The following is a 13,517-nucleotide window of genomic DNA, read 5'->3' on the forward strand; positions in this document are numbered from 1 at the left end:
ACTGAAATACATAATGTATCTCAGCCCTTTCTAAAGATTGCGATTCTTTATTTTCGGCATTATTTCTTCGCCGCTTGTTGTAACTTTTTAATTGCATTACGTTGCAATCGTGAGACATGCATTTGACTTAAGCCAATGCGTTCACCTGTTTCTTTCTGACTTAACCCTTCAATGAAAGTACATTGAATAATTTCACGTTCACGATCAGATAAAATAGGTAAGATTCTTTCTAAAATCATTCGTTTCTCGGTTAAATCATAACCATCTTCTTGCTCACCCATAATATCAAGTAACGTGACCGTTGAACCATCCTTATCTGCCTCAATGGAGTGGTCTACACTTAACGCATTGTAACTTTGTCCCATTTCCATCGCTTCTAATACTTCTTCTTCTGTAACTTCTAATCTATCTGCGATTTCGGCAATTGATGGCGAACGTTCAAGTTCATTTGTTAATTCATCAGTGGTCTTTTTAATTCTTGGACCAATTTCTTTGATACGTCTTGGAACATGAACGCTCCAAGTCTTATCTCTTAAGTATCTTTTAATTTCACCGATTACCGTAGGCACCAAGAAGGCTTCGAACTTTCTGCCAAAATTGATATCAAATCGATTTATGGCACCGATAAGTCCTACCATTCCTACTTGAACCAAGTCTTCATGGTGTGATTGTCCTTTTGAATATTTGAAAGCTAAAGATTCAATCAATTTTTGATAATGTCTGACAAGTTTGTCTTGGGCACTGGTATTTTCTTCATTCTGATGTTGTCTGATCCATTCGTTGATTTGTTGTGGTGAAATATCGTTAGTTGATTTCGACTCTTTCGCCATTATTGTGCACCTGCTCTTTTTTTATATACTTGATCATGCTTATCGTTACACCATTGTCCTTGTTTACTTTAACTTCATCCATCAATGACTCAATCAAGAATAAACCTAATCCGCCTTCTCTTAAGAAGTCTATATTTTCATTTTCACTGTATGGACCAAGTTCTTTTTTCTTCTCTTCGTAATCGAAGCTCTTGCCTTGGTCAGAAATAACAACTCTAATTTTATCATCGTAAATTTCAAAACATAAATAAATAGAGGGATCGATTTCTTCTTCTTTGTATGCATGTTTTACAGCATTTGTGACTGCTTCACTTACCGCAATTTTAGCATCTTCGATATCTTCATATGAAGCACCCGCACGTGAAAACACGCCCGATAATGTTAATCGGATTAAACTGACATATTCAGCTTGTGCCGGCAGCTTCATTTCAATTACATTCCGCTTCGCTTCCATGTCATTCTACCTCCGATCCTTCATCTACGTGCATCAAGTCGCTTAAACCTGTAATTTCGAATAAACGGCTGATACGTTCTGAAGCGCCGATAATATATAATTCTTTATCATTTTGATTTAATGCTTTCAATGTTCCTACAAATAAACCAAGTCCAGTGGAATCCATGTAACTTACATTCGTCAAGTTAACATATACGTCATGTGTACCCTCTTGTTTAATTGGTGTTAAAACTTGTTCCAATTCAGGTACAGTATAAACGTCTAGTTCTCCTCCGACTTTAATTTCATAATACCCATCATGTTCTTGTGTCTCTATATTCAAATTCATTCAGTGATACACTCCAGTCTGTTCATATTTCAAACACTAGTTTACCCATTTTGTTTAAAGGTTAATCATTTTTATTTAATTTACTCGCTTAATAATTAAGATTGTTAAGTCATCACGCTTGCCTGACTTTTGAATGCCAAGTAAATCTTCATACAATAACTGTACAATATCTTGCGGATGCAGATTTTTATACTTATGTATAAAATCTAATAAATAATCTGTCTCTATAAATTTACCGTTTTCATCCCTGATTTCAGTCACACCATCAGTAAAGATAATAATCAAATCATTTAAATGAATTTGAATTTCCTGCTGCTTGTAGCGTTCTAATTGTCTAACGCCAAGTACACGTCCTTTGACAGAGATTTCTTCAAATCTGTCTTCGGCAGCTCTGAAAATATAACCTGGTTCATGACCTGCCGAACTGCAGTATAATAAATGATTCATTTCTTCATATAAGCCATAGAACATTGTCACAAACATATCTTGGTTGACGTTTTTCTCAACTACACGATTCAGACGTTTTAAACCATCACTTGGTAATTGTGAATGCCCATATGAATCCATTCCGAATTTAATCATACTCATTGCGAGCGCTGCAGGAATACCTTTACCAATGACATCTGCTACCGCAAAACTCATCGTTCCATCTTTATGATCAATTAAATTAAAGTAGTCCCCACTTACTTTTTGCGCTGCAACAGAAATAACCCCAATTTGAATACTGTCGAATTGAGGTATCTCAGTTTGCAGCATCGTTTGTTGTAAACGTGAAGCTAAATCCATTTCTTTATCATGGTAATAGAGTTTATCTACCATTTCTTGATAATCTTGATAGCTATATCCGAAAATACTTGCGATAATTTTCAATAACTCAAATGTAGCGAAGACTTGTTCTTTAGTTAAGTCCATTTCTATGGCACATTCTCTATGAATATCAAGTACATCTTCTGCATGGATATGTTTTTCTAAAATTTCTTGACCGAAGCCTTCAAATTGCTTAATAACCGTTTCCTTATTATAGGACTCTACATAAGACTTCATTAATTGCATATATCTTTTTTTGAAATTTTCCAATTGCGTTGTCCCTCTCTTTATACCAGTTTCGCTGTCTACCCAGTAACCACACATACTTATTTAAATCTTGTTTGATGAAATAAAAAGAGGTCGAAAGTCACATTTCAGCACCATAGTAAAATGCTGTATCACACTATGATAAAAATCGAGCAATAAGCAAAGTTGCTAAGCAGGCTGAAAATGTTGCTTCACCTCTTTTAAATCGTTCATTTGAATGAACTGGATTGTTCAGCATAAACTGATACAACCACTTCTCATTTAGTTGTTTACACATATGATTGAAATCGGTTCCTAATTTTTATGTGTCAAGCCTAAACTAATTCCAATCGCGTTATCAATTTCTTTCATCTTCTCATCTGAAAGATAAGTCAATTTCTCTTTCAAACGTTTTTTATCAACTGTTCTAATCTGTTCAAGTAATATAACAGAATCTTTGTCTAATTTGTATTTACTCTTTTCAATTTCAACATGTGTTGGAATTTTCGCCTTATTAATACGCCCAGTAATCGCGGCTACAATTACCGTCGGACTGTACTTATTGCCAGTGTCATTTTGTATAATTACAACAGGTCTAACTCCCCCTTGTTCAGAACCTTGCACTGGTGATAAATCAGCTAAATAAACATCGCCTCTCCTCATCATTCATCCTTATCAAATGTAAGATAAGATTCATTGCAATCACAGGCTTCACATTCCACTGAAAATGCCTCCGTTGCTAGGGAGAGATTCAAATCAGCCATTTGTGAATAGCCTTCTTTTAATGACTGTTCCAAACTATAGCTTCTATTCTGATTAAAAGTTGACATAGGTAAGACCTCCAAGAAATAAAGAACTTCTAAACTAATATTCAAATTAATCATAACAAATTTCAAAATTCATGACCATACTATTTTTGCAATTCGTTGACAATATCAAATTCTTTTTCTGGTTCGTAGATTCTTGGCACACGTCTACCGATACGACAAAGCACTTCATAATTGATAGTTTGTTGTTGATGTGCCAATGAAGTTAATGATTCAGGTCCTTGATGTTCGCGGTTCAATAACGTTGCTGTATCCCCAACTTCAAATGTGTCATCTTCTGGTAAAACCACCATCATTTGATCCATACAAACGCGTCCGATAATTTCACAATGATGGCCATTGATTTCTACTGTTGCTCCTTGCATCATGCGTGGGAATCCATCTGCATAACCCACACCTAAAATAGCGATTTTCAATGCTCGGTCAGCAGTAAAGGTAGAACCATAGCTGACAGTATCCCCTAAGTTTAAACGTTTGATTTCCATAATTTCGGTTGCCCAGTAAGCGCTTGGATAAAGCACTGCATTTGTCACTTCTTCTACATATTCAGACGGGTAATAACCATATAACGAAATACCAGTACGCACCATATTACAAATAGGCGCTTCATGCAGAATTGTCCCTGCAGAATTTTGAGAATGGACATAAGGAGGATGTGGTAATGTATTCACCCAATCTTCAAATACTTGATATTGTTCATGTGTATGTGGTGAATCTTCATCTGCTTGGGCAAAATGAGTAAACACACCTTCAAAAACTAATTGATCATGTTGATTGATTGTATCAACGATTTTTTGATAATCCTCAAGTGTCTTAATACCTAGGCGCCCCATACCTGTATCAATTTTGACATGCAGCCATAAATCTTTTTTATTTTCAGGCTCAATCTGCTCTATTAACGCTTCCAACCATTGGTATGAAGGAACGGTTAAGGCAACACGATGTTGAATCGCTTTATTAATATCATTCGGCATAACGACACCTAATATTAAAATTTTGGCGTCTATCCCATGCATGCGCAATTCAATTGCTTCGTCTAATGTAGCGACCGCAAAAAATTCTGCACCGTGTTTTTCTAGATAATGTGCAACTTTCACACTGCCCAGTCCATATGCATTTGCTTTAATGACAGGCATTACTGTTTTGTTTGGTTGTAGTTTTCCTAGTACTCGGTAGTTTTTTAAAATCGCTTCTAAGTCTACCTTTAAATACGTAGGGCGATAAAATTTATCCGCCATAGCGTCATCTCCTTTAACCAAGTAAAATGTATTACTACTATAATACTTTCTGACTCATTTTATCAATACTCAATTTATTTTATATTTTTTCAAGCAATACTTGGCTTGTCGCATAATTTTTCGTGTGAGAGATACTGACATGAACTTTGAATCCTTCAAAGTGAATATAAGGACGACCTAATTCATCATTCTTACAATTAATATCATGGAAACTGATTTGTTTGCCGATGCCTGTACCTAACGCTTTACTGAACGCTTCTTTACATGCAAAACGTCCAGCTAAAAATTCTGCTTGTCGTTGTGGATGTGAAAATGAATGGAACTTGTCCAGTTCATCTTGACTCAATACTTTTTCTGGAAATCTCTTCTGACGTTCTAACATTGTTTTGATACGATCGATTTCAATCAAATCGATACCTATACCATAAATCACATTATTCACCCGCTTCTTCTTCTGACATCTCATTCTTATCATGAATATGTTTAATATCATACATAATTTGTTGGGCTGTTGCTTTATTTATCAACAATATCTCACTATCTCCGCCTGCTGTTGATAGTGTCAAAGTTGCTAATTGCCATTTACGCATCAGCCAACCTTCATTAATATCTATATTTTGAATTCTGAATAAAGGGATATGTTTTAAACTTACAAAAATCATACCTTCTTGAACAATAATTTGTTTCGCTTCCAACAAATAACTGTGTTGCTTATTTTTCAACCACGGATTAAGAAGACAGGTCCATATAAAGACAAATAATGTGAGTATAACCGCAATCAGACTAACCCATTTCAATGCATCTTTGGATAATAGATGCAACCACAGATATTCTGCCGTAATTAATACAGAAAACACTAAAACAATCAGTCCTGTTTGAATTAAACCTGAAATAAACAACACTTTCTTTCCATCTTGAGCCATTCTATTCATAGTTGTCCTCCTTTACATACCATTGTTTTAGTTGTTCTGCAGCATCATTATTGATAAAGCGCAAACCGATATCTATTTGACCTTGCCCTTTTGCGGCCGAAAATGAGAAATCAGCTAAGCCGACACGTTTCATAAACCAATTCTGTGATTTTTCAAACCCAATCAACCTATCTCTTTTCGCATAATAATAACGTGTTCTCATTAATTGAGATTTTTTTACAGTTAAAGTTGTTCGATCTGTTTTAAATCCTGAGTAACGAACCGTAATAATACTGTTAATCAAGACTAAAAGACATGCAATTAGCGCTAGTGCTAAATACCACCATGACCAAAAATATGTACTTATAATACCAGCAATTAAAAGCATGCCCATCCCAATTTGTGCATGACGACGAATACCGCCAAATGACAATCCTGTTTCAACTTCTTCAAACGCAATGGAAGGAACTAATTGTTCAATCATACGATAGGCTTTTTGTCGTTTTACAAAAGGCAAAATCATTATATCACCAGAAGCCGTTGTGGAACCTTCTGTCTGTTTTGCGTCACTTGTAATAATAAAATATACAGACGTATAACCGATAAAGCGACGAATAAATGATTGTTTTTCTACTACTGCTTGAATACGGCGTGTTGCCACATTTATCGTCTTCACATTCAACAAGCCATATTGTATATGCAGTTGTTCATTTTTCTCACTCAGGGTATAACCGTAATACCTTACAAATTCGATGATGACACCAATGATATATGCTAAAAGTAAGGATAATATAATCATACCTGCAACCACTACATATGCAGCTTCTGCTATCCAATCAAATTGATGGAACACTTCATCCCAAGGAATAATTTCTTGGAAGCTTCCTAATAATGGTGCTAAAGTAAATAACGCAATACCAATAGACCCGCTAGACAACGCCATAAAAATCAACTCTTTCAGCGAGAGATTAAATATGTGTTCAGGCTTGTCTGGCTCCAAGTCATGTGAAACTTGTTGTTCCTCATCAATCGGTACATGCGTTGTTTCTTCTTTATAATCTTTTGATGTTTGTTCTGATCTGACTGCTTGCTCTATCAGATTGAACTGCTGCTTAGACACAATTTGTAACGTAATGCCATCACTCGGTGTTTTAATTTCCATGATAACACCACCGAAGATTCGATTGACGATATCTTGTGAGGAATCAAAGGCTTGTATTCTTTGAATATCCAACTCTTTACGCTTTTTATTAAACACACCTTTTGTCACAACGAAATGATGCCCTTCTATCCAATAGCGTGTAGAATACACTTCTAATGCATTATAGATAAAAGAAAATAAAAATATAGCTGTTAAAAAAGCTGGCCATATATACGATTTTACATCGGTAAAGTTAAAGTTGTTGATATTGAAAATAAAAATAACAATGACGACTATATTTTGCTTAATTGTAGTAATCAATCCTGTGAGATAAGACAACGGGTGCAACCTTTGTGGACTATACATCTGCATCTACCTCCTCAAGTCGGCGCATACAAACGGATTCTATAGATATTGCTTCATCTTCTGTCAATATCGGTAATGTGACAACATGACCTGCAGTAATAATAGAAAGTTTATAAAGTTTGAACGCTAATAAAATAGGGCCACTTTCTCTTTCTACATATTGTATTCTGTCATATTTAAGCACTTGTTGCTTTTGAAAGAAGAATCGTGACTCAATTGATACATAATGTTCTTGCAATAGATAAAAGCGATAGTTCCATATAATCCAAGGATGGATGATTTTATATAGGAAACTCATGGCCAATAAAATGATAAGCAGGTTTAGCACCCAAGGTGACCACGTAAAATGATGATACAAGAATACTAAGCCGCTAAAAACTAATATTTCTATTAAAAACTCAATGAAATAGCGGATGTAATAGTACCCTACTACGCGGCGTGGACTTTTTTTAGACATAAGGTCACTTCGCACCTTTCTATGTATTTTAGCTATCAGTCATATTTTAACAATGATTAACATTATTTTGTTAAAAATTTATAGATTTCTATAAATAGAAAACCGCTTCGAATTTCTTCGAAACGGTTTGAAATCATTGGGTATTCTTATTTTTGCATGTCTGCGAATGTACGACCTTTAATCGGTTTTTTATGATCTTTTTTATCGTGTTTTTGTTTTTTACCATTAAATTTGCCTTTACCGCGACGGTTTTTGTTATCAAATTTATTGTTTGAACGTTTATTAGAAGGTTTGCCTCCACGACGAGGACCTTTCGCATTATGACGACCTTTGCGTGCAAGTGGTTTTTCGAATGTTAATTGAACTTCTACTTCATCATTTGACTCTACTAATTCTTGTAATAATGCAGCTACTAATTCTACATCATCATATTCATTTAATAATTGAGAAGAGATATTTTGTAGACGTTCTGAATGTTCTTGATTCATCCATTTTTCTACTTTTTCTTTAATATCATTTTCGCGTGCACGTAATACTTCTTTACGATGTGGTGGTCTTAACGCTTTCATACGTCTATTATTTGTATCTTCGATTTGACGGATATAGTCCATTTCAATCGGGTTAACGAATGTAACCGCGATACCTTTTTTACCGGCACGGCCTGTACGTCCGATACGGTGAGTATAACTTTCAGTATCTTGAGGAATGTCGAAGTTGTATACATGGCTGACACCTGAAATATCTAAACCACGTGCTGCAACGTCTGTCGCAACTAAAATATCGATTTGGTCATTTTTAAATTTCTTCAAGACTTCTAAACGTTTTGCTTGTGTAATATCACCATGCAAACCTTCAGCTTTGTAGCCTTTTGAAATTAATGCACTTGTTAATTCGTCTACACGACGTTTTGTACGACCGAAGACAATTGCTAATTCTGGTTGGTGGACATCTAAGAAGTTGGTAAATGTTTCGAATTTCTCTAATTCTTTAACGATTGTGTAGTATTCATCAATTTGCGGATCTGACATTTCGTTATTCATTGTTTTAACGATTTTAGGGTCTTTCATGAATTGTTGTACTAAAGCTTGGATGGCTTTAGGCATTGTTGCTGAGAACAACATTGTTTGACGATTTTCTGATGGAATATGGTCCATAATGAATCTCATATCGTCGATGAAGCCCATGTTCATCATTTCATCCGCTTCATCAATAATTAATGTGTGGATATCATTTGTTTTAAGTGTACGACGGTTCAAGTGGTCAATGACACGTCCTGGTGTACCTACAACAATTTGCGGTCCTTTTTTCAACGCTTTAATTTGGCGTCCGATCGGCATACCACCGAAAACTGTTACGACTTGTACGCGTTGTCCGCGACTGAATGTACGTAATTGTTCCGCAACTTGCATTGCAAGTTCGCGTGTAGGTGCTAAAATCAGTGCTTGTACGCCTTCTTTTCCGACAACTTTCTCAATTAACGGAATACCAAACGCTCCCGTTTTACCTGTACCTGTTTGCGCTTGTCCTAAAATATCTAAACCGTGCAATGCAAACGGAATACTATCATTTTGTATAGGAGTCGGTTCTTCGAAGCCCATATTAGCAAGCGTTTCAGCAGTTTGTTCTGAAACACCTAAGTCTATAAATTTTTGCAAAATAATTCTCCTTTATATATGGTCGAGACGACTTTGATGAATTTGTGCTCTCTTTATTTCAGTAGATATACATCATCTATCAGTTTCATTTTCATCTAAAAATGATAAAAAATGAGCGGTTAATACTTTAACAATTATTCTGTATGGATACAGAACTAATGAGCACCCGCCCCCACCTTGTCTTTAATTTTTCATCAACTTCTATATAGTACCACCTTAAGCCCATTATAGCAATCATGCAATTCTCACTAGAAAGCAAAAAAGTCAGTAAGATGATAGGATTTCTCGTAATAAGAAATTTCATCATCTCGCTGACTTTCTAATTAATTTTGTTCTAATAGAGCTTGTGCTACTTCTTCTAAAGCCATACCTCTTGAACCCTTAATCAACACATTATCTTTTGGTTGAACATGTGCTAACGTATATTCGATTAATTGTGTTTTATCATCAAAATGTTCGGCAGTCTCTACAAATGCTTTACCCGCTTGATGAATATGTGCCGCTTCTTCGCCGTAAGTCAATAAATAGTCGATACCTTTATCTTCTAAGTATTCACCTACTGAAGCATGCATTGCTGCACTGTTTTCTCCTAATTCTAGCACATCCGCTAAAATCAAGATTTTGCGTCCATCCATTGCAGATAGCGTATCAATAGCAGCTTTCATACTTGTTGGGCTGGCATTATAAGCGTCATTAATTACTGCGACATCTTGTTTAGAATGATGCAACTCCATACGCATTTGCGTCAATTGGACTTGCGCAATATTCGTTTTAATTGTTTCATAATCAAGCCCTGACAATTTGCCGACCGTAATCGCAATTGCTGCATTACGCATATTATGAATACCTAAAATAGGAATTTGATAATGTTCTTGATCATTGATACTAAACGCTATACCTAACGCATCATGTTGTTCAACATGACATACCACTTCATTCTCAGAACTTATGCCGATACTGATGGCTTGATTGTTTTCTAACGTATGAACATGCGGTACAAGTAAAGGTTCATCGCCATCATAGAGCAGTACACCTTCTGGTTTTAAACCAGCAACAATTTCAAATTTAGCTCGGGCAATACCTTCTCTAGAACCTAAATCTTGCATATGTGATTCACCGATATTGGTAATCACTGCAATATCAGGTTGTGCGATTTCAGATAGTAGTTCAATTTGATGGAAACCTGACATACCCATTTCTAAAATGGAAATTTCAGTATCCTCATCTAACTCTAAAATCGTTAATGGCATCCCAATTTCATTATTGTAATTTCCTTGTGTTTTCTTCACTTTGAAATTCGGCTTTAAGACACTTTCAATCATATCTTTAGTTGTTGTCTTACCATTAGATCCTGTTACAGCAATTACTTTTGGTTGTACGTGCTGCAAGTAAGCTTTCGCCAGTTCTTGCAGTGCTAATAAGGTATCATCAACCCAGATGACAGGACCTTCTACTGGATGTTCTGGTTTGACATCTTTTTGATAAAAAACAGCGCCTGCACCATCTTGCAATGCTTGTTCTACAAATCGATGACCATCTGTATTTTCACCTTTAAATGGGATAAACAAATTACCTTCATCAATTTTTCTTGAGTCGATTGTGACATCTTTAATTGTATGATCTAAATATTTTTCATCAATTTCACAAGGAATCCACGCTTTAATTTGTTTTAAAGTTACTTCTATCATGTAAGTACACGACCTTAATCAATTTTGTATTTGTTCTTTTGTTTTTCGATATGTTTTTCTTTCGCTAACTCAATTAATTTTGTAATCAAGTCAGAGTAAGATAAGCCCATGCTTTCCCACAGACTTGGATACATACTGAATTTAGTAAATCCTGGCATCGCATTTGTTTCATTAATGTAGATTTGATTATCTTCTGTCACAAAGAAATCTGCACGTAATAAGCCTGCGCAGTCTGTTGCTTTAAATGCTTCAACTGCCATATTACGAAGTGTTGTACGTACTTCACTGTCTAATTCAGCTGGAATAGATAAACGGATATTACCATCTAAATATTTAGATTTATAGTCATAGAATGCCACATCTTTGATAACTTCCCCTGGTTCCGTTGTTTCTGGGTAATCATTACCTAATACCGCGACTTCGACTTCTCTCGCAACGACACCTTGTTCAATCACAAGTTTTCTATCGAATTGGAAAGCTTCTTCAATCCCTGCTTTTAACTCTTCTTCGTTGTTACATTTACTGATACCGACACTTGAACCTAAGTTTGCTGGTTTTACAAAGACAGGATATTCTAATTTGTCATGCACAAGTTTTAAAATATTGCTTTGATATTTGTCATACTCACTTCTTAAAAAGCTGACATATGGTAATTGCGGTAAACCTCTATGTGCAAATAATTGTTTCATGACAAGTTTATCCATTGTACTAGAAGCTGCTAACACACCATTACCGACATACGGTAAATCTAATACTTCAAATAATCCTTGAATTGTTCCGTCTTCACCATTCGGTCCGTGTAATAATGGGAATACTGCTGAATATGGCTGTCCAGAACTGCTGTTTGTAAGCAAGCTGGAAATTTCACCTTCTTTTACATCTTCTAGGCGCAAGGTTTCTGTATCTTCCACACTATCGACGATGTTATCTTTCTTTTTCCAAGCACCATCATTTGTAATGTAGATAATATCTACTTGGTACTTATCTTTATCAATAGCATTTAAGACATTCTGCGCAGTTAAAATAGAAACATCATGTTCCGCGCTTTTTCCACCATAAATGATACATATATTTTCTTTAGCCATGTTCTTTCCTCCAAACGCATTGTTAAACTTTATTTTATCACGATTTCCTAATTTATTGCATGTCAAACCTGAGAAATTAAAGTCATAATTGGTAAAACGGTATATAATAGGAAATAGCTACAGATGAAAGTTCAAATATGCTATAGTTTTTCATATGGATAACTATACATAACATACAACTATCAAAGAGTAACCTGTCAACATCAATTGAACTGATGTAAAACATGCATTAAAGGAGACTATTTATGAAAGCTTCACGTCAACAACCTAATAAATCATGGATACGGCGTATTGACTGGGTTTTAATCGGCATTTTGGTAATATTTGCTATCATTAGTGTCGTTTTTATAAAATCTGCCATGGGCGGCGGTCAATATAGCGCAAACTTCAGTATTAAACAAATCATTTATTACATACTCGGTTTTATAATCGCCTTTGCAATTATGGTAATCTCACCGAAGCGTATTATGAAATACACTTATACGTTATACGGCATTTTATGTGTTTTGTTAATTGTCTTATTGGTAATGCCGGAAACAGCGATAACACCTATCATCAACGGTGCAAAAAGTTGGTACAGTTTTGGTCCGATCAGTATCCAACCTTCTGAGTTTATGAAAATTATACTGATTTTGATGCTTGCGAAGATTGTATCTCGTCATAACAAATATACATTTAACAAATCATTAGAAACTGACTTTAAGTTATTCTTTAAATTATTAATAGTCACAGGTATTCCGATGGCTTTAATCTTTTTACAAAATGACTTAGGGACAACGTTAGTCTGCCTAGCAATCTTAACAGGTGTTTTAATCGTCAGTGGGATTTCTTGGAAAATCCTTGCACCTATTTTCTTAACGATTTTATCAATCGGTGCATTCTTTATTTTATCTATTATCTTCAAACCATCATTAATTGAAAATGGGTTCGGTATTAAAACCTATCAATTAGGGCGTATCGCTTCATGGTTAGATCCTTATTCTTATAGTTCAGGCGATGGCTATCATTTAACAGAGTCGCTGAAAGCAATCGGTTCTGGGCAATTATTAGGTAAAGGACTTAATCATGGTGAAGTTTATATTCCTGAAAACCATACTGACTTTATCTTCTCTGTTGTTGGTGAGGAATTCGGATTTATCGGTGCTGTATTATTAATCATTTTATTTATTGTGCTGATGTTCCACTTGGTACGTCTTGCGAATAAAAACACAATTATTTACAACAAGATTTATATTATCGGATTTATGACACTTGTTTTATTCCATGCAGTCCAAAACATGGGAATGACAGTTCAATTATTACCAATTACAGGTATTCCGCTTCCATTCATCAGTTACGGCGGTAGCTCTTTATGGAGTTTAATGACGGGTGTCGGTGTGATCTTATCAATCTACTATCACCAACCTGTCCCTTATCAACCAGACTTCTTACGTTCTAAATCTTATACAAACTAAAAAAACAGGTTATCGGTTGAACATTGCATT

At 35.3% G+C, this 13,517-nt stretch carries 15 protein-coding genes; 1 reads left to right on the plus strand and 14 read right to left on the minus strand.

All coding sequences use genetic code 11. The features are described from left to right. Positions 1-59: 59 nt before the first annotated feature. From sigB to HMPREF2603_RS11645, 14 genes are all read right to left on the minus strand, one after another. Positions 60-830, minus strand: a complete 771-nt coding sequence (gene sigB, locus HMPREF2603_RS11580) for an RNA polymerase sigma factor SigB (protein ID WP_002481747.1) — start codon at positions 828-830, stop codon at positions 60-62. Then, a complete protein-coding gene (rsbW, locus tag HMPREF2603_RS11585) occupies positions 805-1,284 on the minus strand; it encodes an anti-sigma B factor RsbW (RefSeq protein ID WP_023016096.1) in 480 nt (159 codons plus the stop codon). Before rsbW ends, sigB begins: the two co-directional genes overlap by 26 nt. Before the next feature lies 1 nt (position 1,285). Then, positions 1,286-1,612 carry an anti-sigma factor antagonist gene (locus HMPREF2603_RS11590; protein WP_060804064.1) on the minus strand — a complete coding sequence of 109 codons (327 nt, stop codon included), beginning with the start codon at positions 1,610-1,612 and terminating at the stop codon, positions 1,286-1,288. 75 nt (positions 1,613-1,687) lie between these two features. After that, positions 1,688-2,689, minus strand: coding sequence for a SpoIIE family protein phosphatase (locus HMPREF2603_RS11595; protein WP_060804063.1), 1,002 nt, complete (start codon positions 2,687-2,689; stop codon positions 1,688-1,690). 291 nt (positions 2,690-2,980) lie between these two features. Then, the gene (locus HMPREF2603_RS11600; RefSeq protein WP_031262808.1) at positions 2,981-3,331 is read right to left on the minus strand and encodes a type II toxin-antitoxin system PemK/MazF family toxin; all 351 of its coding nucleotides are present in this window, start codon (positions 3,329-3,331) and stop codon (positions 2,981-2,983) included. Then, entirely contained in the window at positions 3,328-3,495 is a 168-nt protein-coding gene (gene mazE, locus HMPREF2603_RS11605) for a type II toxin-antitoxin system antitoxin MazE (RefSeq protein ID WP_023016097.1), read from the minus strand. The genes HMPREF2603_RS11600 and mazE overlap by 4 nt, the downstream gene beginning before the upstream one ends. Before the next feature lie 80 nt (positions 3,496-3,575). Further along, positions 3,576-4,730, minus strand: coding sequence for an alanine racemase (alr, locus tag HMPREF2603_RS11610; RefSeq protein ID WP_060804062.1), 1,155 nt, complete (start codon positions 4,728-4,730; stop codon positions 3,576-3,578). Positions 4,731-4,809: 79 nt separating this feature from the next. Next, positions 4,810-5,163: a holo-ACP synthase gene (acpS, locus tag HMPREF2603_RS11615; RefSeq protein WP_031262810.1), complete on the minus strand. Its 354-nt coding sequence runs from the start codon at positions 5,161-5,163 to the stop codon at positions 4,810-4,812. Position 5,164: 1 nt separating this feature from the next. Then, positions 5,165-5,662 (minus strand): PH domain-containing protein, encoded by a 498-nt coding sequence (locus HMPREF2603_RS11620; protein ID WP_060804061.1) that lies wholly within the window; start codon positions 5,660-5,662, stop codon positions 5,165-5,167. Then, positions 5,655-7,148: a PH domain-containing protein gene (locus HMPREF2603_RS11625; RefSeq protein WP_060804060.1), complete on the minus strand. Its 1,494-nt coding sequence runs from the start codon at positions 7,146-7,148 to the stop codon at positions 5,655-5,657. The genes HMPREF2603_RS11620 and HMPREF2603_RS11625 overlap by 8 nt, the downstream gene beginning before the upstream one ends. Next, positions 7,141-7,605 carry a PH domain-containing protein gene (locus HMPREF2603_RS11630; RefSeq protein ID WP_060804059.1) on the minus strand — a complete coding sequence of 155 codons (465 nt, stop codon included), beginning with the start codon at positions 7,603-7,605 and terminating at the stop codon, positions 7,141-7,143. The genes HMPREF2603_RS11625 and HMPREF2603_RS11630 overlap by 8 nt, the downstream gene beginning before the upstream one ends. A 146-nt stretch (positions 7,606-7,751) precedes the next feature. Next, the gene (cshA, locus tag HMPREF2603_RS11635) at positions 7,752-9,260 is read right to left on the minus strand and encodes a degradosome RNA helicase CshA (protein WP_060804058.1); all 1,509 of its coding nucleotides are present in this window, start codon (positions 9,258-9,260) and stop codon (positions 7,752-7,754) included. A 323-nt stretch (positions 9,261-9,583) separates the two neighbouring features. Then, positions 9,584-10,948 carry a UDP-N-acetylmuramoyl-tripeptide--D-alanyl-D-alanine ligase gene (gene murF, locus HMPREF2603_RS11640; RefSeq protein WP_070469037.1) on the minus strand — a complete coding sequence of 455 codons (1,365 nt, stop codon included), beginning with the start codon at positions 10,946-10,948 and terminating at the stop codon, positions 9,584-9,586. Positions 10,949-10,962: 14 nt separating this feature from the next. Next, positions 10,963-12,033 (minus strand): D-alanine--D-alanine ligase, encoded by a 1,071-nt coding sequence (locus tag HMPREF2603_RS11645; RefSeq protein ID WP_002481759.1) that lies wholly within the window; start codon positions 12,031-12,033, stop codon positions 10,963-10,965. Between the two features lie 245 nt (positions 12,034-12,278). Here HMPREF2603_RS11645 and HMPREF2603_RS11650 point away from each other — a divergent pair, with 245 nt between their 5' ends. Continuing rightward, the gene (locus tag HMPREF2603_RS11650; protein WP_002481760.1) at positions 12,279-13,487 is read left to right on the plus strand and encodes an FtsW/RodA/SpoVE family cell cycle protein; all 1,209 of its coding nucleotides are present in this window, start codon (positions 12,279-12,281) and stop codon (positions 13,485-13,487) included. Positions 13,488-13,517 lie beyond the last annotated feature (30 nt).

The organism is Staphylococcus sp. HMSC055C03 (assembly GCF_001809385.1).
Classification (GTDB): domain Bacteria; phylum Bacillota; class Bacilli; order Staphylococcales; family Staphylococcaceae; genus Staphylococcus; species Staphylococcus simulans.